At 33.3% G+C, this 23,147-nt stretch carries 16 protein-coding genes; 3 read left to right on the top strand and 13 right to left on the bottom strand.

Translation table 4 applies throughout. The annotated features are described in order from the left end of the window. Window position 1: 1 nt before the first annotated feature. The 6 genes from T416_RS0102430 to T416_RS03980 form a co-directional block, all read right to left on the bottom strand. The gene (locus T416_RS0102430; protein WP_051675953.1) at window positions 2–1,429 is read right to left on the bottom strand and encodes a Vmc-like lipoprotein signal peptide domain-containing protein; all 1,428 of its coding nucleotides are present in this window, start codon (window positions 1,427–1,429) and stop codon (window positions 2–4) included. A gap of 250 nt (window positions 1,430–1,679) precedes the next feature. Then, window positions 1,680–3,110 (bottom strand): aldehyde dehydrogenase family protein, encoded by a 1,431-nt coding sequence (locus T416_RS0102425; protein WP_031489229.1) that lies wholly within the window; start codon window positions 3,108–3,110, stop codon window positions 1,680–1,682. Window positions 3,111–3,136: 26 nt separating this feature from the next. Beyond that, the gene (locus T416_RS0102420) at window positions 3,137–4,126 is read right to left on the bottom strand and encodes an aspartate--ammonia ligase (RefSeq protein ID WP_031489228.1); all 990 of its coding nucleotides are present in this window, start codon (window positions 4,124–4,126) and stop codon (window positions 3,137–3,139) included. Beyond that, a complete protein-coding gene (gene pgsA, locus T416_RS0102415) occupies window positions 4,126–4,908 on the bottom strand; it encodes a CDP-diacylglycerol--glycerol-3-phosphate 3-phosphatidyltransferase (protein ID WP_051675950.1) in 783 nt (260 codons plus the stop codon). Before pgsA ends, T416_RS0102420 begins: the two co-directional genes overlap by 1 nt. A gap of 76 nt (window positions 4,909–4,984) precedes the next feature. Continuing rightward, window positions 4,985–6,349, bottom strand: coding sequence for an asparagine--tRNA ligase (gene asnS, locus T416_RS0102410; RefSeq protein WP_031489226.1), 1,365 nt, complete (start codon window positions 6,347–6,349; stop codon window positions 4,985–4,987). 75 nt (window positions 6,350–6,424) lie between these two features. Further along, complete coding sequence (locus T416_RS03980) at window positions 6,425–6,961, bottom strand: hypothetical protein (RefSeq protein WP_031489225.1); 537 nt, start codon at window positions 6,959–6,961, stop codon at window positions 6,425–6,427. A 147-nt stretch (window positions 6,962–7,108) separates the two neighbouring features. Between T416_RS03980 and T416_RS0102400 the strand changes: the two genes are divergently transcribed. After that, the gene (locus T416_RS0102400; RefSeq protein WP_031489224.1) at window positions 7,109–9,235 is read left to right on the top strand and encodes an ATP-dependent Clp protease ATP-binding subunit; all 2,127 of its coding nucleotides are present in this window, start codon (window positions 7,109–7,111) and stop codon (window positions 9,233–9,235) included. Window positions 9,236–9,281: 46 nt separating this feature from the next. Here T416_RS0102400 and T416_RS0102395 read toward each other — a convergent pair whose 3' ends face one another. The 4 genes from T416_RS0102395 to ileS are packed head-to-tail and all read right to left on the bottom strand — an operon-like array spanning window position 9,282 to window position 18,477. Continuing rightward, entirely contained in the window at window positions 9,282–13,604 is a 4,323-nt protein-coding gene (locus T416_RS0102395; RefSeq protein ID WP_051675948.1) for a PolC-type DNA polymerase III, read from the bottom strand. A gap of 46 nt (window positions 13,605–13,650) precedes the next feature. Continuing rightward, complete coding sequence (gene metK / locus T416_RS0102390; protein ID WP_031489222.1) at window positions 13,651–14,778, bottom strand: methionine adenosyltransferase; 1,128 nt, start codon at window positions 14,776–14,778, stop codon at window positions 13,651–13,653. A 1-nt stretch (window position 14,779) separates the two neighbouring features. Beyond that, window positions 14,780–15,736 carry a tRNA (adenosine(37)-N6)-threonylcarbamoyltransferase complex transferase subunit TsaD gene (gene tsaD, locus T416_RS0102385; RefSeq protein ID WP_031489221.1) on the bottom strand — a complete coding sequence of 319 codons (957 nt, stop codon included), beginning with the start codon at window positions 15,734–15,736 and terminating at the stop codon, window positions 14,780–14,782. Further along, window positions 15,736–18,477, bottom strand: coding sequence for an isoleucine--tRNA ligase (gene ileS / locus T416_RS0102380; protein ID WP_038079761.1), 2,742 nt, complete (start codon window positions 18,475–18,477; stop codon window positions 15,736–15,738). Before ileS ends, tsaD begins: the two co-directional genes overlap by 1 nt. A 106-nt stretch (window positions 18,478–18,583) precedes the next feature. Between ileS and T416_RS0102375 the strand changes: the two genes are divergently transcribed. Both T416_RS0102375 and T416_RS0102370 read left to right on the top strand, forming a co-directional pair. Next, window positions 18,584–19,447 (top strand): DUF5378 family protein, encoded by an 864-nt coding sequence (locus T416_RS0102375; protein WP_031489219.1) that lies wholly within the window; start codon window positions 18,584–18,586, stop codon window positions 19,445–19,447. A gap of 39 nt (window positions 19,448–19,486) precedes the next feature. Next, window positions 19,487–19,969, top strand: coding sequence for an IS3 family transposase (locus T416_RS0102370; protein WP_051675945.1), 483 nt, complete (start codon window positions 19,487–19,489; stop codon window positions 19,967–19,969). A gap of 130 nt (window positions 19,970–20,099) precedes the next feature. Here the strand turns inward: T416_RS0102370 and T416_RS0102365 are convergent, their stop codons facing one another. Genes T416_RS0102365 through T416_RS0102355 form a run of 3 tightly spaced genes read right to left on the bottom strand, consistent with a single transcriptional unit; the run spans window position 20,100 to window position 23,093 of the window. Beyond that, window positions 20,100–21,059, bottom strand: coding sequence for a DHH family phosphoesterase (locus T416_RS0102365; RefSeq protein ID WP_031489217.1), 960 nt, complete (start codon window positions 21,057–21,059; stop codon window positions 20,100–20,102). Then, entirely contained in the window at window positions 21,046–22,269 is a 1,224-nt protein-coding gene (gene thiI, locus T416_RS0102360; RefSeq protein WP_031489216.1) for a tRNA uracil 4-sulfurtransferase ThiI, read from the bottom strand. Before thiI ends, T416_RS0102365 begins: the two co-directional genes overlap by 14 nt. After that, complete coding sequence (locus T416_RS0102355) at window positions 22,254–23,093, bottom strand: MPN551 family DNA-binding protein (RefSeq protein WP_031489215.1); 840 nt, start codon at window positions 23,091–23,093, stop codon at window positions 22,254–22,256. Before T416_RS0102355 ends, thiI begins: the two co-directional genes overlap by 16 nt. Between the last annotated feature and the right edge of the window lie 54 nt (window positions 23,094–23,147).

Here is a 23,147-nt window from a genome sequence, read left to right as displayed (position 1 = left end):
TCTATTTATTTTTTTCAGCTTCGAATGTAGTGAAACCTGTAAAGTGTTTTTGGAATCATGCTTCTGGGAAAGTATATGAAGCAGATGAAGTTTTTGAAGTATATCCGTATGTAATTAAGTTCTTAACTTCACTTCAAGGTAATTTTCAATCGTTACCTTGACTTTCAAGGGCTGCAAGCACTTTAGTCGCAAGTGGACTTCCTTTCTTTACATAAATATAAGAACGGTAGAAACCAACTGGACCAAGTTTTTTCGCATCACCATTCGCTTCAGTAGCAAGTTGGTCAACAACATCCTTCAATACCTTAGGATAACCTTTTGCTTCAGCACTCGGGTTCTTATCCTTAGAAGGATCAACATATAGATTCGCTGACTTTTCACCTTTGCTATTTGTTTGCACATTGAAAGTACGGTAATTGTTCATAGCTTCAACTAACACTTTTTCATCATTAATAGCTGGTGTAAAAGCAGAAGAAGTTGATTTATAAGGGTCGATAATTTGTACAGAACGACCTGCTTGAAGAATGAAGTGTGACTTACCTGCTTTTGTCGCTCATGTATCAGCTGGTAGGAAAGCTACATCAATTGTACCTTGACTTAGATTGCTCGCGGCTTGATCATAACTTGTTGAAACAGTAATTTCAAGGTTAGTTACACCAATCTTATCGAAATATGCTTTCATCTTATTAACAGCTAGTTGCACATTTTTAGGGTCTCCAGAAGGAATAAATTCAATTTTTAACTTCTTACTACCAGCCTTCGGAGTTACTTTATTTTCTTTGATTTCAAGGTAATCTGAACCAGCATCTGGTGTCTTTGAATAAACTTTTTTCTTGTCCCCGTGTGGGTTTGTAGTAATTTCGGCGTTTTTATCATTTAGTGCTGAATAACCTTCTTCATGATTGTAAACACTGAAAGCAGACTTTATTTTCTTCTTTCCCTTGTCTTCAATCTCAACAAGAAGGTCGTCTTCCTTAGTCGCACCTTCCTTCTTTTGGTTTTCATTAGCTACATTAATTGCATCGATGAATAATTTTTGAACTGCATCGATGTCACCTTGTTTTAATGTTTCACGAACTTGAACACCATCGTTCGCAATCACTGCTGTCGCACCAATAACGATTAAATCATCTCTTTGATTTTTACCATAAACAGAACCAGCATCACCTCATGCTCCTGTTACTGTAATTTCTTCTGCAAGTAATTTCTTAATAGCAGCTCCATAGTTCTTAGCATCTACAGCGATTTGACGTTGTTCTGTGCTACTACCATTGTTTGAGCCACCAGAGTTACCTGAACCACCAGAACCTCCGTTATTCTTGTCGCTTTCAGGTCGACAAGCAACAGCTACCGCGGAAATAGATGCACCAATTGCTAATACCGCTAGCGTCGAAAACAATAACTTTTTGTTTAGTTTAAGTTTTTTCATTGATTAATTATCCTTATATTCGCTTACCTAAAAAATGAGCCTATTTTTGCTCTCTATTATTTTAAACAATCAAAGTTTAAATTTAAAAGAAATTAAATATTTTTTTAATTGTTATTAGTTATCCCTTTAAATTTAAAAAAAGAAGATGAATAAAATGAAAAAAAGCAATTTTTTTATCTTTTTAGTTAATTTTCAACAAAAGTCCATGAAATTTAAAGAAAAAAGCTGGGTGAGCAGCTTTTCCTTATCTTTATTTATTAGTTATAATTCCATGTAGGTTTGTCATGCTTAATAAAGCATCACGAATTCCTTGGACACCGAAACCAGAATCTTTGACACCGAAGAATGGTAGAATATCAGGTCCTCGAGAAGAAGATTTATTAATATTTACAGTCCCAACCTCAAGCTTCATTGCTATTTCTTTTGCTTTTTTTACATTCTTTGTAAAAATACTCGCTTGAAGACCATATTCGCTTTGGTTAATTAAATTAATTGCATAATCTAGGTGCGGATACTCGAGAATAGGAAGAATTGGACCGAATGGTTCTTCTCAAGCAACACGCATGTATTGAGTGACATTATCAAGTAACACGGGTGAAAGAATGTTATGATCAAAATCAGTTCTTAATGTAGTAAGGAAAGAGGCATTTTGGTTGAAAGCATCCTGTAATAATTCAATATTGTAGTCCATTGACTTTCTCGAAATAACCGGACCAATATCCGGGTTATCAAGTGGAAGTCCTACCGTTAGTTTTTTAACTTTTTCAGCCATCATTAAAGCAAACTCATGGTGAATTTTCTTATCAACGAAAACTCGTTTAATTGCCGTACAACGTTGACCACTATAACTAAATGCTCCTTTAACAATTTCATCAGTTGCTTTTTCAAGATCAGCATCTTCCATAACAAGAGCAGCATCCTTGCCCCCGAGTTCAAGAACAAGGTTAATCTTACTTGTTTTTGAAGCAATCATATTTCCAACTTTTGGACCACCAGTAAAACTTAATGCTTTTATATGTTTGTTAGTAATTAAATAATCTGAATTTTTTCTTACATCAGTTGTGACACAGTTTACAACACCAGCTGGGTACCCAACATCATGAAGGAAACGAGCAACTTCAAGTGCTACAATACTACCTTGTGTTGCTGGTTTGAAAACAACAGAGTTTCCAGCAACAAGAGCAGGTGCTAATTTTGAAATTAAAAGGTTAAGCGGGTAGTTAAATGGTGAAATACAGCATACAACTCCTACAGGAATTCGGTAGTAGACCGCCTTCTTTCCTTTAATACCAAGTTTTTTCTCATCATAAGTTAATGGGTTAGAAACCATTTCTTGATATTCATTAATTGTTTGTTCAATGTATTCAACAGAACGATCAATTTCGCTTAGTGAATCCTTGTGACTTTTTGCGATTTCACGAACTAAGATTTCAGCTAATTTTTCCCGATGTTCTTTTAGTTTATCCTTGAATTTATTTAGCAAATCAATACGGTAGTCAACTGTCGTATCCTTATATATTAAATAAGCTTTATGAGCACTTTCGTAAATATAATCAAAAGCTTGCTTACCTGAAATATTTGGAATAAGAGCTAAGACTTGATTATTAGACGGATTAATAACCTCAATTGTTTCATCCGTTTTGATTCATTCACCATTAATTAAAGTTTTTAAAGATTGCATATATTCTCCTAACTATAAATATTTTATTAAAGTAAATGCACATTGTATTCTTTTAGGTATTTTTCTCGCTCTTTTTTCGGTCAAACACTGGCTTGGACTTCGCCGATATGACGCTTATTTAGTAAAAACATACATAGACGGCTTTGTCCAATACCACCACCGATACTTTGCGGAAGACAGTCAGCAAGAATTAATTTATAGTAACTATGCTCGTCATTATATTTCACATAATCGTCGTACCTTGTTTGACGAATAAAGACTTCTTTTGTTACTCGAATTCCCATTGAAGAGAGTTCAAGAGCATCATCAATCAGTGGATGGTAGACAATTAAATCACCGTTCAAGTCTCAATCATCATATTCTGGTGACCGGGGAGAGTGAACAATGCCGTCTTGTAAAGGACGACCAATTTGATACACAAAGAAAGCAAGATGCTCTTTCGCAAAAAGTCGTTCTCGTTCACTAGGGGAAACATCTGGATACTTTAAATACAACTCAGTTGTTGAAATAAAGACGAGTTCTTGTGGAAGAATTATCTGATTTGACTTATAAATTTTATTAACTTCGATTTGAGTTTGCCAGATGGCATTATAAATTTTTCTTACAATATTAAAAAGATAGTGAAGACTTCTGTCTTTTTCATCAATCATTAATTCTCAATCTCACTGGTCAACATACAAACTATGAGTATTATCGATTTCATCATCCTTCCGAATCGCATTCATATCAGTGTACAAGCCTTCATACTTGTTAAATCCATAGTTAAGAAGAGCAACTCTTTTTCATTTTGCGAGCGATTGCACAATTTCAAGGTCCATATCTAGATTTTGAGCATAAAAAGACACTGGTTTTTGTTTATGATCAAGAAAGTCATTTAATCCTTCTTCACTTTTAACAAAAAGCGGAGCGGTTACTCTCATTAAGTTAAGCGAATTTGAAAGGTAATGTTGAAATAAATTCTTAATGGTGACAATTGCTTTCTGGGTATTATTAATTGCTTTTTTAATCGATGACATTATGAACTTTTCTTTGTTGTTATTTTTCTCTGGAACTGAACTGTGTAAATCACTGCGCTAGTAATTGCGAAAATAGTTGTGATGTAAAGTGGAAGACTGATAACATGAATAAAATAAAGGTCAATTTGGTTAATATAAACAGGAACCGCAGACGGATTGTTCAGTAAATTAGGGTGTGTAAAACCAAATGGGTTAGCAATGAGAATAATAAAAATGCTAATAAACATTAACACCGTTCTAATTTTACCAATGATGTTCGCACTAACATCGACCTGACGACTTGCTTGGTAAATCCGCAGTGAACTCATATAAACATCCCGCAAGATGTTAATAATAACAAGGTAAGAAATAGCTGAATGGTCAATGGCAAGGACAATTAATACCCCGTTATTCAGGAACTTGTCAGCAATCGGATCGATGATTTTACCAAAAGTGGTAATTACTTTATATTTCCGGGCAATATAACCGTCAAGGAAATCAGTAATAGCTGCTATCAGAAATAAAATAAACGATGTAATTCGAAGAGCAGATACGGTATAAACAAGATGTACAACAACAGGAAATAATGATTTTGTCGTAAAAAATGATATCTGGTAAAAATAACCATAACCAACCGAAAGATAATGGTCAATTAATAAAAAAATGATAATGACAAGAGCAAGAACGATTCGAGTGATGCTAAGACCGTTAGGTACTTTAACTAACCGGTCTTTTGTCATTTTAAAACCACTTCCAGTTGAACGTCGTTCAGCATATGCACCAGTCGTTTTATTTACTTCCATACCATACTCCTTTATACTACGATTACTATATATATTAGTTAGAATATTAAAAAATTAGAAATAAAAAATTTTTTTATTAAAAACCGATTTGTGAGTGACTTCGAGGGAATGGAATGGTATCCTTGATGTTTGAAAGACCACATACATACATCACCAGTCGTTCAAAGCCAATTCCAAACCCACTTGACATATAATATCCATATTTTCTCAAGTCAAGATATCATTGCAAACTTTCTACCGGGAGATTTAAATCCTCGCATCGTGCTTTTAATTTAGAGAAACAAGCTTCCCGTTGACTTCCTCCAACTAACTCACCAATTCCTGGTACAAGAAGGTCGGTCGCGGCTACTGTATCAAGTTCATCATCATTTTGTTTCATATAAAAAGCCTTAATTTGCTTTGGATAATTATAAAGAAAAACTGGTGATTGGTAGTGATGTTCAACAAGGTATCGCTCGTGTTCACTAGCAAGATCTTTACCAAAGAACATTTCCTTGTCTTCGAAATCAAAAAGATTTTGTTCAATAGCGGTAGAAAGGATGTCGACAGCCTCTTGGTATGAGACTCGTTTGAAATCATTAGTAACGACATTTTTTAGACGAGCTAGCAATGTGTTATCGATTTTATCATTAAGGTAAGTGATTTCATCAAGATTATGTTCTAAAACATATGAAATAGAATATTTCACAAGGGCTTCGATGGTGTTTTGAAGACCTGTTAAATCAACAAAACTCATTTCTGGTTCTATCATCCAGAACTCAGCAAGATGACGATTAGTATGTGATTTTTCAGCCCGGAATGTTGGTCCAAAAGTATAAACTTTCCCGAAAGCCTGAGCATATGCTTCAGCATGCAGTTGACCAGTCACTGTTAGATGTGCTTTTTGATTAAAAAATTCAGACCCGTCAATTTTTTCAAGAGTAAATGTTTCCCCAGCCCCTTCAGCATCGTTCGTGGTTAGTAATGGACTTGCGACTCAAAGAAAATCGTTTTTCATCATAAATTCATGAATACTAAAAGCGAGAGCACTTCTTAATCGCATTATTGCTTGAAAAAGGTATGTTCTAGGACGAAGATGAGCTTCGTTTCTTAATGTATCAAGGGTTAATTTAGGATTGTTAATTAAAAAATCTTCATCACTATCTTTAAGTAAACTAATGGAAGTGGCAACGATTTCAAGTGGTTGCGGTTTATCAGGAGTTATCTTAATATTTCCTTTAATTTCAATCGCTGAATAAGTACGATAAGACTTTATTTCATCAAAATTAGGTAGGTTTTCCTTCTTGTAAACAACCTGCAAGTTCTTAAAAACGCTACCATCGTTGATATCGAGAAAACCAAGTTTGTTATTCGCTCGATTATTTTTAACCCAAGCGATAATACAGACTTCTTTTCCATCGTTAAACATTTTGTTTTTTAGAATATCCTTAATCAAGTACATATTTCCCCCTAATAGTAAATAAAACAAGTAAAGGTGACCAATTACTTGTTTTATTTGTAGTGAATTTTTCTTAAATTATTTCTTTTCCTTATTTTGTTCGAAGTTCTCAATCGCACTTTCCTTGTTTAAAAGGGTGTCTTTAACTAAGTTGAAAATCTTCCATCCAGCATCTGACATCGTAGTATTTTTCAGCTTCCGATACTTTACAGTTTCAAGGTTTTTTGCCTTCTTAGGTTTCATTTCTTTTTCTGTCTCAATGATTGTTTCAACCTTCTTTTCGACAATCTTTTCAACTTCAATTGGTTTTTCAACAATCTTTTCAACTTCAACTACTTTTTCAACATAAACTGGTTTTTCAACTTCAACAATCTTCTCAACAACCCGGTTACCACTAACATTTGATGAATCAATTTCAACGACCAAATCAAGCGGATAGTGCTCAACCACATTTTCCACATGTGACTGATTAAGACGATCACAATCATCATCAAATGATGAATTGTCGTAATACAACTCACTAACTCGTCGCTTTAAACGAAGTGCTTTATTACCAAGTTCTTTTAGTTCTTCAAGTTGACTAAGATAAGGATTATATTTAGTTTGTGGTTGCATTTTCCATCCTCAAAACTCTAATAAATAATTAGTAATATTATACATATAAATTGCAATGCATTTACTCAAATACTCCCGAAAATTATTTAGCACTCTTATCAATAAAGTGCTAAAATATTGATAATAGGTTTAATTGGGGGGGTTATTATGGAATTTAAAAATAAAAATGGTAGTATTCTTCAGGAAATTGGTCGAAATATCAACGAAGAAGTAAAAAACGGACAAATTGATCCTATCATTGGACGGGATGCTGAGATAAGAAAAACAATCGAAATCCTAAGTCGAAAACAAAAAAGTAATCCCGTTTTAATTGGAGAACCGGGTGTTGGTAAGACTGCTGTGGTTGAAGGACTTGCGACACGAATCGTCCATCGTGAAGTGCCGAGTAACTTACTTGACAAAGTAATTTATGAGATTTCGATTACATCGTTACTTTCTGGAACGATGTATATGGGAAGTCTCGAAGAGAAAATGCAGAAATTAATCAAAGAAGTTAAGGAAGCAGCAGGTTCAATTATCCTTTTCATTGACGAAATCCATATGATTGTTGGTGCTGGTAAAAATGGTATGAACAACATGGATATTTCAAATATGTTAAAACCGTTGCTAGCTCGCGGAGAATTAAAACTAATTGGTGCAACTACATACGACGAATATTCAAAATATATTGAATCTGATGGAGCACTTGAAAGACGATTAACTAAGGTTATGATTAAGGAACCAAGCGAGCTTGAAACACTTACCATAATGCGTGGTCTAAAAAGTCGATGAGAAACTTACCACGGGATTAAAATTCACGACAGTGCATTAGTCGCTGCAACTAAACTTTCCATTAGATATATTAATGATCGAAATCTGCCTGATAAGGCTATTGATCTAGTTGACCAGGCTGCAGCTAAACTAAAAACAGATATGAATTCAAGTCCTGTTTTCATTGAGGATATTAAGAAAGACCTTGTTCATCTACAAATGGAAAAAATCGCTCTAGAACAAGAAAATGATGAAAAAAGTAAGCAACGGATTCTTGAAATTAAGAAACTCATTAATGAAAAAAATGTGGTTATCGATAAGTATAATGAAGAATTAAAAAAAGAAAAAACGATCATTGATAACTTAAAGAAAAAACGACAAGAACTTGAATTAAAGCGGGAAAAAAGTAACATCCTAATTAACGAAAATAGATACGAAGAAGCCTCTAAAATTCTTTATCTCGACATTCCAAAAATGGAAAGGGAAGTCAGTCTCCTTGAAACTGAATATCAAAGTACTATGAAGGACAAAATTCTATCTGATTCCCTAACAGAAAAAGAAATCGCTACCGTTGTTTCTGAACGGACAGGAGTTCCTGTTGCTAACCTTCTTACAAAGGAAAAAGAAAAACTACTAACACTCGCTAAAAGAATGAAGGAAGAAGTTATTGGTCAGGATGAGGCTATTGATAAAATTGTTGCAGCGGTTCAACGAAGTCGGGCAGGGATTTCAAATCCTGATGCTCCAATCGGTACTTTCCTATTCCTTGGTTCAACCGGTGTCGGAAAAACAATGGTAGCGAAGGTACTTGCGAAGAATCTTTTTGATTCAGAAAAAACATTAATCCGTTTTGATATGTCTGAATTTATGGAAAAACACTCCGTTAGTAAATTAATCGGAACTCCACCTGGGTATGTCGGTTATGAGGAAAAAGGTGCTTTAACAGAAGCAATTAAACGTCAACCTTATTCCATTATTCTTTTTGATGAAATTGAAAAAGCACACAATGATGTATTAAACATTCTCCTTCAAATTCTTGATGAAGGTCGGTTGACTGATAACCATAAAAAAGAGATTAACTTCAAAAACACAATCATTATCATGACAAGCAATATCGGTCATGAAGCGATTCTTGAAAATAATCGGGATAAAGTAATTAAAACTTTAAATAAAACTTTAAAACCAGAACTAATCAACCGGATTAATGATGTCATCATTTTTAACCCTCTTGACAAGGAAGGAATTAACCGGATTATTGCTAACCAGTTGCATACCCTTGTTGAACGAGTAAAGGAAAACGAGTATCTTATTAACTTTAGTGATAAGATTATTAATTACATTAACAGTAATGCATACAGCTATACCTATGGTGCAAGAGCAATAAAACGGTTTATTACTTCAAATATTGAGAACCAATTAGCTCTTCTTATCATTAAGGGGGATTTAAAAAAGGATCACTGGTATCAAATTGACATCGATGAAGAGTCAAGAGAACTCATCGTCAATGACGAAACACTAGTCTAGGACTTAAAAAAATCAAGCATTGTGGCTTGATTTTTTTATCATTTTCCTAAAAAAGAGTAAGTTGTTCACTGTCAGGTAAACCTTCCAGAATGTTTAATTCCCGTAGGTTTTTAATGTCGGTTTTTGTTAACTTAGTCCTTGTGGTTAAATCTTCGATGGTGGTAAACATTTTTGTTTTCCGTGCTTCAACGACACTATTGGCCGTGTTTAGTCCAAGACCTTCAATACTAGTAAAAGGCGGAATAATAGTGTTTGTTTCAAGATCATAAATAAAAGTAGAAGCCTCTGATTTCGAAAGGATAATGTTACTGATTTTAATCCCTCTTGACAGGATTTCAAGAACGATTTCATAAACAGTATACTGGTCATTTTCCTTGACACTAACCTTAACATCCTTCCGGTTTCTCTTCCCACGTATCACTTTACATGTTTCAATAATATGGTTCTTACCTTTATTTATTACATTAAGGTCAAAATAATTTGCTTTGATAGAAAGAATAACACTATAGTATTCGAGTGGATAATAAATTTTATACCACATAAATTTATAAGCATGCATCACATAAGCACAAGCGTGTGCTTTTGGGAACATGTACTTGATCTTATTACATGATTCAATATACCAATCAGGGATGCTATATTCTTTTAAGATTTTGGAGTACTCTGGTTTAATTTTCTTCCCCTTTCTTACATCCTCCATCACACTAAAAGCTACTTTTTTCTCAACATTAAAGTTAAGTAGATAAGTCAGGATGTCATCACGACAGGCAATTACATCGCTAAGTTTTTTGTTCATATTTTTAATTAAACTTTGAGCATTGTTTAACCAAACATTTGTCCCATGGGACAAGCCTGAAATCCGAATTAGGTCAGCGAACGAAGAAGGTTTAGCATCGGTTACCATCCCCCGGACAAATTCTGTCCCAAATTCAGGAATGGTAAGACATCCTGTTACTTCGTTTAGGATGTCATTTCCGTCGATTCCAAAAATACTAATGTCGTTGAAGGCTTCAATTACCTTTTGGTCACCCATCGGCACATTTTTCTCATCAATTCCAGTTAGGTCTTTTAGCATTTTTAAAATGGTGGGATTATCATGTCCTAGAATGTCAAATTTAAGCAAGGAATCGTGCAGAAATTCAAAAGCGAAATGGGTAGTATATCATTTATCAACATCCCGGTTCGCAGGATAGTTAAATGGGCTAAAATCAAAAATTGAATATTCTTCAGGGACAACGATAATTCCACCCGGATGTTGTCCTGTAGTATTTTTTACATCGATGATTCTTATCGCATACTCTTGTATGGTACTTTCACGAATCACTTCTTCTGGTCTTGTTCGTTCGAAATATTTTTTAACAAGACCATAAGCATTCCGTCCTTGAATAGTTGAAATTGTACCAGCACGGAATGAGTGAAGCGGGCCAAACATTTCACGAATAAAATTATGAGCTTTCGGTTGGTATTCTCCACTAAAATTAAGGTCAATATCAGGTACCTTATCCCCATCAAATCCAAGAAAGGTTTCAAAAGGAATGTTATGACCATCTTTGATTAATGGAATATGACATTGACGACATTCTTGGTCAGGGAGGTCATAACCATCATCGTATTCATTCATAAAGCAAAAGTATTTACACTTCGGACATAAATAGTATGGTGGAAGCGGGTTAACATCGGTGATGTCAAGCAGGGTAGCAACAATTGATGAACCAACAGAACCACGAGAACCGACACAGAAACCATCTTCGTTTGACTTCTTAACAAGTAGGTGTGACATTCAATACACAACAGTGAATTTATGAGTAATAATCTTATCAAGTTCATAGGATATCCGCTCCTTGACAAGTGGATTCATATCCTTCCCATAAATTTCATAAGCACGGTTTCAAACATAATCACGTGCTAAGTTGTCAACATTCTTAATCATCGGTGGATAAAGACCCGTCTTAATCGGTTTAATGTCTTCATTAATCGAAGAAAGAACTTCATCCGGGAACCGATAAAGAATATCATTCACCCATTGTTCATTTTTTAGGTAACTTAATTCTTCTTTAATTTCAGTATTCGTTCGAAGATGTAGTTCAGGAAGACCTTTTTCCTTTAAGAATCGGTGCTTTTTACCTTCAAGGCCATCAGTCTTTACAAACACATCATAATATTTCTGTTCATTCTTTTTTAAGTAATGAACATATGATGAGAAAACTACTTTCTTATTCATTTGATAAGCAAGACTTACAAGTTTACTAAAAGATTTTTTGAGAGCATCGTAAGTGATTTTATGACTAGCTACAAGGTGATCAAAAGCATGGATACTCGGAAGAGTAATGAAGTCATAAAATTCCATTTCCTTAATAATATCGGTGTCATCGTTACTAAAAAGGAGGTCAAAAAGAGCACATTCATGAATGGAATTTGTTACAAGAAGATCATTTGTTTTTACTTGATTCACAAAGCTTTTGTTGATTGTTGTTCTTCCGTAATACAAATCAGTATGAGCGAGAGAAACAAGCTCATACATTTTTTTCGTCGCATCGTTATGTTTTATATAAAGATTAATATTATTTCCAAAGCTTCTTTGCTTTAAGCTTTTGGTCTGTAATTTTTCATTTAAATTAATTCACGATGTCAGTCCGAACTTGTCTTCGATGATAACAATCATCTTCTTAAAAACTTCAAAAAGAACCCTTGCATCATAATCAGCACGGTGTGCGATATCATCGTGATACGGGATACTGTATTTCTTACAAACCGCTCCTAGACGGTGTGATTTAAATCCTTCGTTAATTGCTCTTGAAATCAATAAGGTATCAATTGACATATTAGGTAACGGTTTTAATCCGTGCTTTTTCAATCTTGTATTTAGGAAATTAATGTCAAAACTTATCGCATTATGAGCGACTAAGGTATAGTCCTTAATATATTCTATAAACTCAATTAGTACCGTTTTTTCATCATCTTTATCAGCTAACATTTCGTTAGTAATGTTAGTTAAATTAGTGGTTTCTTCGCTTAACGGGATGGTTGGTTTAACGAACCGTTGAAAACTTGAAATTTCCATTCCGCGATGCATAATAATTGCCCCGATTTCAATGACTTCATCGAAGTTAGGGAAAAGTCCTGTTGTTTCAATATCAAAAACAACATAGTATTCATCATCAATCTTTTTATCAATTAGGTTAAGACCGAGAGGAATAACATCTTCAAGCATTTCCATCTCAATTCCATAAATGATTTTGACATCATTGTTTTTGTTTAACTTAACAAGTTCAGGATAACTTTGTACGACACCACGATCTGTAATTCCAATTGCTTTTAATTTTTCCTTGCGAGCAAAAGTAAGGAGTTCATCAAAACCGATAATCGAATCTCCAGCATTCATTTTAGTGTGAAAATTAAGTTCAATCCGGTCTTTATATAAATTTGAAGGTAGGTCTGGAAGTTCATTGATTGAAATAAAATTTTTAATTTTTCCTTTTGGTGTTGTGTTTGACTGACTCCCCTCACTTTCAACTTCGATAATAACTTCAATTTCATAATTTGTGTTGATTTTATTAATCGTTTCAGCTCGCGGACTATCTTTGTAGAGAAAGTAGCTTGTAAGTAGTGTTGATTCATCATCCTTGATGTAAAAAAGATAAAGAATTCCACCGCGAGATTCATTTTTTTCAACATGAAAAACTCGACCCTTAACACGTGCTTGATTCATCGCAACCGAAACATCAATTAGTGGAGAAAGTGGAATTTGGTTTTGGAAACGGTTGAATTGTTGTTTTTGCATTAAGTTCTTTTTTTCAAGTTCACTTTTTTCTTTTAGTTCTTTTTGAAAAATATACGCATCATTATTTGAATCAAGTTCCATTTGCTTGATCATCTTTTTAGTCTTCAATAGCATTTCAGGAGTTTCGTTAATTTTTAAAGTCTCAACCCTTAAACCGAAATTACACAGGACTTCTTTTAATTCATTAATTTTGTTTTTAATGTTGTAAAAAGTGTAATTATCAACAACATTTAACTCAAGCACATCATTAAGTATATTAATATCTTTGAACGAATCAATTGTGATTTTTTTTAATCATTCATAGTCGTCTTGAACACTAAAAACTTCATTTAAAAAAGGGGTAATGTTTTCATTATTAATGACATTTTCACCATAAAAATAACGAAAAGTAAACTGGTTTACTTCTCTTGGTTTTTTCAATTGTTTGAATTGGATGAAGGTTTTTGGATCTAGAACTTGATGAAAAATAAAATTAATTTCTTTTTTCTCATCAAGCACTTTTGTCTGCACTTTTTTTATTTGTTTAATAATCTCATTTTCTTCATTTAGACCAAAAAACAAACAAAGTCTTTTTTGTATCTCTTCCATAAAAACCCCTTTAAAAAGAAAATGTGAAACAAAGTTTCACATATCATTAATTATATTTTTTTAGTTCATCAACTTTATCTAATTTTTCCCAAGGGAAAGCAAGGTGGTCACGCCCAAAGTGACCATAAACAGCTGTCGGAAGGTATTTTGTATCAAGGAGATTAAGAGTGTTAATCATTCCCCTTACACTGAAGTCGAACGTTTTTGTAACCGCATCATAAATTTGATCAACAGGAATATGGTTTGAATTAAAAGTGTTAATGTATATAGCAACGGGTTTGGGACGACCAATGGCATAGGCAATTTGAATTTCACATTCATCAGCTAGACCAGAAGCTACAATGTTTTTAGCAATATATCTTGCGAAATAACTTCCAGATCGATCAACTTTACTCGGGTCCTTACCACTAAAAGCACCACCACCATGGTGAGCAAGACCACCATAAGTATCAACAATGATTTTTCGACCAGTCAAACCAGTATCGCCGATTGGACCACCAATAACAAATCGACCACTTGGATTAATAATGATATCAAAATCGGTATTAAGGTTATGTTTCTTCGCAAGGTCAATCATAATGTTAGTAAGGTCTTTTTCTAACTTTTTCATATCAACATTTTCAATATGTTGTACACTAGTAAGAAAAGTATTAATCTTTGGATTTTGCTTATCTGTATAGTCAATACTTACTTGACTCTTCATATCACTTTTAATGTAAGGAAGAGTCTTATTTTTTCTTTTTTGTTCTAAAATTTCAAGGAATTCGTTGGCAAGCACAACCCCAATTGGAAGATATGAAGGTGTTTCTTTGCATGCATAGCCAAAAACAATCCCTTGGTCACCAGCTCCGATTTCGTCATTTTCCTTAATAACACTTTGGGAAATATCTGGACTTTGGGAATTAACATTACTAATGATGGTAAAATCGTTTTCAGAATAACCAAGTGGTTTAATAATGTCTCATGCAGTTTTAATGACATCAACATAAGCCGATGTTGTAATTTCACCAGCGATGACAATAAGACGATTACAAGCCAAAACCTCGCAAGCGACTTTACTGTTTTTATCCTGACTTAAACAATCATCTAACACAGCATCTGAAATTTGGTCGCAAATTTTATCAGGATGCCCAGCTCCAACCGATTCTGATGTTATTATTTTTTTAAATTCCATATTAAATTAAAATACTCTCCTTACCATATCTATCTAAATAATAAGCATAAATACCTATCATCGCGGCATTATCACCAGTAAATTTCTTGTCTGGTAGATAAAGATTATTATAGTTTTCTTCGGATAACCTTTTTCGAAGAAAACTGTTCGCGGAAACTCCCCCACCAATAATTACATTATGGATATTGTATTTATCGCAATAATAATTAATTTTAGCAATTAGTTCGTTAACAACAGTTTTCTGAAAACTTGAACCAATTGCAATTTGATCAATCTTCTCGTTTTTTTGTTTTTTGTTATGAATGAAATTAATAATGGCTGTTTTAATACCCGAATATGAAAGTTGGTCATCGATTTTATTTTGTTTGCAAAAGATTAAATTCGCTTTTGCATCATCATAATTTTGGTCAATGACGGGTCCACAAGGATACTGGTACCCAAGAGCTCTACCGATTTTATCATAAGCTTCGCCGACAGCATCATCTGATGTTTTGTTTAATTCAGTAATATCATCAAAATCACGAACAAGATAAATGCAACTCTCCCCACCTGAAACAACTAGACCGATTAGCGGAAAAGTAATTTTTTGAGATAGTAAAGCACTAAAAATATGAGCATGAAGGTGGTTGATTGGAATTGGTTTTGTGTCAAGAAGACAAGCAAGAGTAAAAGCAAAAATCTTTCCAACATGAAGTCCGCCAGGTAAACCAGGACAAGCTGTATATGCAACTTTTTTAATGTCAAACAAATCAATTCCAGCCTGTCCTAGAGCGGTTTTAAGTGCTGGAACAATATTTTTTTCATGCATTCGACTTGCGACTTCAGGAACAACTCCACCGTGCTCTTTCATTAGATCAGAACTTGATGCGATAATATGTGCTTTTAATTCATTACCAAGGAAAATGGCAATCGAAGTTTCATCGCAACTACTCTCAATGCTAAGTAAATAATCCTTCATTAAACACTCTCTTTTAGATTATCGTTTTCATCAAGTAAGTTAGATTCTTTTAAAATCTCATAGCATCCTAAATCAATTTCGTCATTCTTCATTTTTTCAGGAGCAAAATAATTTCAACAACGAAGACATTTCTTGTAGTTCGCATTTACGACTTTAGTTTGGTCCCCATAAGTAACTTCAGCAACCATAAATCATTGCTTTAATAATGAAGGATAAAGTTTTAATTGATCATTAGTTAACATTTTTTCCGCGATGGTTAAATGAGCCTCATTATTTGTATTAATAACTCCGTTTTTTCTCGCTTCTTCAAGAACAGCATTAATCTCATCCTTAATTGAGAAAAAATTATCAAGCATTGATAATTCCTTATTTATAAAAGGAAAATCAGTGTCAGTATTAAAGAAATCTTCTTGACGAATCGACTCTTTCTTATCCTTAATCATAGTAAATGCTTGATATGCCTCTTCTGTAGAATGTGGGATAATAGGAGTTAAAGCAACTAGAAAATTTTTTAAAACAAAATAGACGGCTGTTTGGATTTGCTTACGGACAATGTCATCCTTATTAAGGCAATACATACTATCTTTAATGTACTCAAAATATCACGAACTCAAGTCTTGAGTGAATTTATTAATTAATTTAATAACATCATTGAACTTGTAAGATTCATATTTTTTGTTTATCTCAAGAAGGACACTCCGGGCATGATTTACAATGTAATAATCTTCATTTCTTAAGTTAATTTGGAAATCATTGTTAACATCAAAACCATCAAGGATGGAAAGTGAATACTTAATTAAAGTATTTCGCAGTTTTCGATACATATCAGATACTTGTTTTAGATGTTCATCACTAATCCTAACATCAGCCTGGTAGTCACTAATGGCAATTCACAGTCGAAGGATGTCAGCACCGTATTTCGAAACGACTTCTTGTGGATCAGTCACATTTCCTTTTGATTTCGACATCTTATTACCGTTTTTATCAAGAACCATACCATGAGCTACAAGTGTCTTGTATGGAGATTGACGATGAAGAATACACCCGGTAATAATACTTGAATTAAATCATCCCCGATATTGGTCATAACCTTCAAGATAGAGATCGGTAGGATAAGGAAGATTATGACGTTTTAAAATTGAGTATGAACTACCTGAATCAAACCACACATCCATAATGTCTTTTTCTTTAAAATATTTCTTACCATCATTCTTATATTGTGGAAGAAGAAAGAAAGAAACATCTTCTTTATATCAGCTTTCAATCCCATTTTTATCTAGTAATTCGATAGTGTGTCTTAATTGTTCATCATTATTAATCGGCTGCTTATTTTCATCAAAAATAATTGGAATTGGAACTCCCCAATTTCTTTGTCGTGAAATACATCATTCCTTCCGATTTGAGACCATCTCACGTATATGGTTCAACGATGCTTTATTTGGAGATGTAACATCATTTTCAAGGGAATTTAAAATGGTCGGTAGGGCATTAATAACACTCACAAATCACTGCAAGGTTGCTCGATACATTAAAGGTTTCTTGGTTCTTCAGTCATGTGCTACACTGTGGGTGATAGTTTCGTAATGAAGCAAATTATGGTTAGTTTTTAATTGATCAATAATTCCTTCATTAGCATCGGTATAAAAAACACCAACTAAATGAGGAAGAGCGACATTTTCGTTGAACCGGCCATAATCATCGATATTAACAATTGCATTAATCCCATATTTCTTGCAGGCATAATAGTCATCAAGACCAAAGCCAGGAGCATTATGAACAAGTCCAGTACCGTCGTTTGTAGAAACATATTCAGCAAGGATGATCGGATTCTCAAATTGATTAATCGGTGAGTGATAAATTACTCCTTCAAGCTCTTTCGGTGAGTAAACTTTACCCTTACGATAATCCTTAATTTCGACTTTTTCCATTACCTTATCAACAAGATTTTTCGCAATCACTAGTTGTTCATCAGCAAGTTCAACAAGTTGATAGTCTACATCTGGATTAATCGCAATTGCCTGGTTCGCAAGCAGGGTCCAAGGAGTTGTCGTTCAAATTACAAAACAAGTTTTTTTATTATTAAAAAGTGCAGTGTATTTGACATACATTTTAACAAAAATAGCAGGAGAAACTGCATCACCATATTCAATTTCGCTCTCAGCTAGAGCGGTTTGTGAACTTCATGATCAGTAAACTGGTTTAAAATCTTGATAGACATATTTTTGTTTATACATCGTTTCAAATAATTTAAGTTGATCAATCATAAAGTTATGGTCAAGAGTTAAATAAATATCACGGAAATCACTAAACATACCAAGACGCATAAATTGCTTCATTTGGATGTCCTTCTGTGTTCTTGCATATTCTTCACACTTCATTCACTGTTCAGGAACTGATAGGTCTTTTAGCTTAATCTTCTTCATTAATGCAACTTCAATCGGAAGACCATGTGTATCTCATCCTGGAATATATGGTGCATAATGTTGATTCATATTGAAATATGAAATAATAAAATCCTTCAGAATCTTGTTTAGGGCATGACCAATATGAATGCTACCGTTCGCATAAGGTGGCCCGTCGTGTAGCACAAAAGGTTTTTTATCCCGGTTTTTTGCAAGCACTTTTTGGTAAATATCATTAGTTAGTCAAAACTCTTGAACCTTAGGTTCATTAATTGCCAAATTAGCTTTCATACTAAAGCTTGTCTTTGGCATATTTAAAGTTTTTTTATAATCATTCATATTTCATCCTAAAATCTATATTAAAAATGATAACTGCACATCGCAATTATCATAGTATAAATATTAATATTATTATATTAAATAATATATAAGACAGGAAACGAATATGGAATTAAATTATGTGTTAATTGCAATGACTATCCTTTTCGCTTCCTTAATCGCTTTTTTTAACACTTATTTTAAAAGAACCAGACGGTTTAAATACCGATGAATTACAAAAAATCATTTTATCAACCTTAAATGAGTAATAAACATTATTATCTGTACCGGTTTTTTAATTTATTTTATAAGTCTTAGATATGTCTATAATGTCAATGATTTTATCCACCTAAAAGGTGGTGTTTACAACATTCCAAGTAACGATGTTGACCTATATTTCCGGTCAGCGACGATTTCAAAAACCTTTCTACTTGATTGATGTCCTTGGATGTCAATCTTAATATGTCTGGTTGGAATCATTGACTTTAAACAGGAAGTGCTCCCGCTTTTCGGATTCGCTGCTTTTGTCTTTGGAATCATTACTATTGTAGGTGGTCTTCTCTTTCAGGAAATAATTGAACGAGAAACCTTCAGTATGTACCTTTTTACAGGGATTGCTCCGAACCGCATATACTTTGCAATGCACTTTTTTATGGTTATTTACGGAATGTATACTTTTACTAATTTAAGAACCGTAAAAAGTCTCTCCCTACTCTTTTTTCATCTTATTTTAATCGGTTATATTATTTATGTAAATGCACTTGGGCATGCTCTAAAAGTAGTAAATAACCTGAGCGGTTTTGCAAGTGGTGACTACTATACTGGAATTTACCAACAGTATAAAACAATTGGTGATTTTTTAGGTCAAAATCCATTAATAAACGGATATATTATTTCGCTATTTGTGTATATTATTCTATTATTAGGTATATATATTCGGTTCAAAATAGCAAAATTAATTAGTAAAAAATTCGATATACATTATTATTAATAGAATTATTTTTATTTGAAATACGAAGAAGGAAATTCAATGTTAAATAAGATAAGTGAGGCTGATGTTGAAAATCTCGGGATAACTAATTTTCCCGAATGAGAGCAGCAACATATCATTCGTGTTATTAATGCTTACATTAAGATTTCTTCTAAAAAGGAATCTTTTCGGATTATTTACGAATTAATTCGTAACCACAATATGCAATTAACAAGATTGATAAGAGTTTTTGGTGTTTCAGTCTCTGGTTATTATAAATGACTTAATGCTCAAAATAGCGATATCGGTCCCATCAAACAAAGAAATAAAGACTTAATTAAAAGTATTTATCACAACAATAACCATCATATTGGATGTCGTAAGATTCAACAAATTCTCGAAACACAATACAACATCAAACTTAACTATAAAACTATAAACCTATACATGAACGAACTTGGTCTTTGTCGGGAATGTGACAAAATCAAGCACCAAAAGAAAAACGAAATACTACACCATCCACATAAAAATAAATGCGGATAAAAGAATCTTTAAATAAACGATTTAATTAACAAATTTAAGGATAAAAAAGTAGGAGAGAAAAATTAACTACTCTCTCCTACTTTTTTCTTATCTTAATTTATTTAAAGAAGTCCAGGACTTCTTTAAAATATTATTCTTCTCTTATCTGTTGTTTCAGTAGATTAATTAACACAGCAACTTCATCAAGTGATTTTAGAGTGCATCCAGAAGCTAAATCGTGACCCCCACCATTAAAATATTTAGCAACATTTCGGACATTGTACTTACTACTTCTAAGACTAGCTTTATACATTCCCTTGGTATCATCAAAATATGTGACAAATCATACTTTAATTTCATTAATGTTATTCATTAAGTAAACCTTATCGGATCAATTTGACACATCAGGGTACTTCTTTTTTGTTTCTTCATCAACAACTATATAACCAACACCGTCTTCTACATGAATTTGGTTGATAAGATAAGCATCAATTTTCACTTCGCTAATATTTCTTTGGTAAAGTTTTAAATAAAGTTTAGTGTGATCAAGACCTTGTGTGATGCATCAACCGGCAAACCCATGGGTTTTTTCAGTCACTTTGTCATAAAAAAAACGGTTACTGTCAGTAGTTGTCCCAACAAAAAGATATTCAAGACACTTAACATCAAAATTGAATGAGCTATTCATTAGAGCTATTCCAAGCATCTCACAAGTAGCAATCGATGATTCATCAATAAACCGTTCCGTAGTGTATTGCTCACACGGAACATGGTGGTCGACTAGTATTGATTTTTTAGCATATGTATGAAGACCGGTATGAACTCTTTCCTCGTTTGCGGTATCAACAATAAGAGCAAGACTATCTGTTACAAATTCTTCCGTTACCTTCTCATCATTAAAGTGGAAAAAGTTTTTATAATCGCTATCGTTTAATTCATCCATTCCAACGATTTTAACTTGTGAAAGATGAGTGTTTAACTTAATGAATCTTGCTAGAAAAAAAGCAGCACCTAATGCATCATGATCAGGATTGATATGGACAAAAATTGAAATTTTATAAAAACCCTCAGTTGCTTGTAGAATCATATCTAACAAATTATCTTTTTTCATTTAACTTTACCTTAGTAATCTCTTTTTTTAATGTGTGATCAATTAAAGTCTCTAACATTAAAAGTTTACTCTCGTAAGCTCTTGCTTTTTCTTTTTTTGGCTTTGTTGCTGGGTTTTTAGGTGCAAACAAACTACATGAGTCATCATATGGTAATATACTTGTCGCATAAGTGTCGTATTTAATTGCTAAATCGATAATTTCTTTTTTATCAAAAGCGATTAATGGCCGAATGACAATGAGATCAGTTAAAACCTCTTCGATGGTCGATAAGCTCTCTATTGTTTGTGAAGCAACTTGACCAATAGCTTCACCTGTTACAAGACAATGTGCCCCTACTCTTTTAGCAAGACGTTCAGCGATGCGGAAAAAGCATCGACGCATTAAAGTAATTTTGTACGACTCATTTTCTATATGAGTTAGCTCATCAAGGATTTTCGTAAAGTTAACAACATAAAGCGAAGCATTACATAAACGATTTTGAATGACAACTTTTTTAGCAAGTTCAATGACCTTATTTAAAGCAAGTTCACTTGTGTGCGGCGGAGTAATAAAAGTAATGAAGTCAATGGACAATCCTCGCTTCATCGCAAGTTTACTCGCAACCGGTGAATCAATTCCACCACTGAGTAAAGAGAGACAATGACCGTTTGAACCAACCGGTAAACCTGATGCACCATCGATTTTTACATTAAAGATAATCGCGTAATCATTTTTAATTTCAACTTTAAGAAGAAGATCTGGATTAAGGACATCAACGGACAAATATGGATGATTCGAAAGAAGATGCGAAGCAATCATCACTTTAAATTCATTTGACGGATGCACAAAGGTCTTATCAGTTCTTTTTACCTCAACCTTAAATGTAATTTTTTCTTTGCCTGCTTCATTTTTAAAACGGTTAACGAAGTCAGATGATGCTTGAAAAATACTCGGTACATCCTTACTAATTTGATAACCGATAACGATTTTAACAATTCCAAAAATTTGTTTAACAATGTCTAACACTGCTTCAAAATCATCCTGGTCAATATTTGTTAAGATGGTTGAATCAAGACGAAAATGATATTCGATGTTATTAAAATCGCTTAGTGCTCGCTTTATATTTGAAATTAACTTATTCGAAAATTCCTTCCTGTTTTTTCCTTTTAAACAAAGTTCACCAAACTTAAGATATAGAATCTTTTGACAATCTACTATTTGTTTATCCATGTATTAAACCATTCTTTATCAGCTTCACTTAATTTCGGGCTTCGACCGGTTATGATGTAATCCTTATACCATTTTTCAGCATACTTGATAACTTGTTCTTCAAATAAAGAACGATTAAGTGTAAAATTAGCAATCACAATTTCTCTTTTTGAAGGATCAAATTGTTCAGGATGCATATAATCATCAACAGTAAGGAATGCAACAGCAAAAATACCCTTGGTAATGTTTCTTAGATAACAATACAAGGCAAGTTGCAGTTGATAGTCCTTCGAGACAACAAGACTTCCATCGGTATTAAATCAAGAATCTCTTTTTTTACCCTTTTCCTTGATCAAGGGATAACCTTTTTCGTCTTTCTGTAGATAAAAAACATAATCGATTTGTTTATGCATAAACTTATCAATGCTTGAAGTTTTAATTTCAAGCATCGGACCTACATTATAGTCAACTTCACCTTGATCATTAATTGGTTCACCATCAGGAATACCACCAAAAATATCGTTCGATTTAAAGATGTCATAATTAATTGATGGTGGGTCATACTGGATATATTTAACCCCGGTCGCTTGTTCAACAAACTCCTTAATTTTTGGTTCAATAATGGTACCAGCTTGACTATAAATTGGATCAAACTCTTCTTTGTAAATACGGGTCATCGCACATCAAGTTCGGACATCTGATGAAAAATCTCCAACATTTAAAATCCCCCCCAGACGACTCCCGGTAATCTTTGGTGGATTAAAGTGTTGTTTGTAACTATCCTTTAATACAATCTGATTATCATCAAGGTAAAAATCAACATTATATTTTTTAATAAATGGCATATTCAATTTATAATTAACTCTAATATATATTAGTAAAAGTTTAACAAAAAAGGT

It is taken from the genome of Ureaplasma canigenitalium ATCC 51252 (assembly GCF_000712165.1).
Taxonomy (GTDB): Bacteria; Bacillota_I; Bacilli_A; order Mycoplasmatales; family Mycoplasmoidaceae; genus Ureaplasma; species Ureaplasma canigenitalium.
Note: the sequence above shows the minus strand (reverse complement) of the source record. Positions and strands in the feature narration are given on the sequence as shown.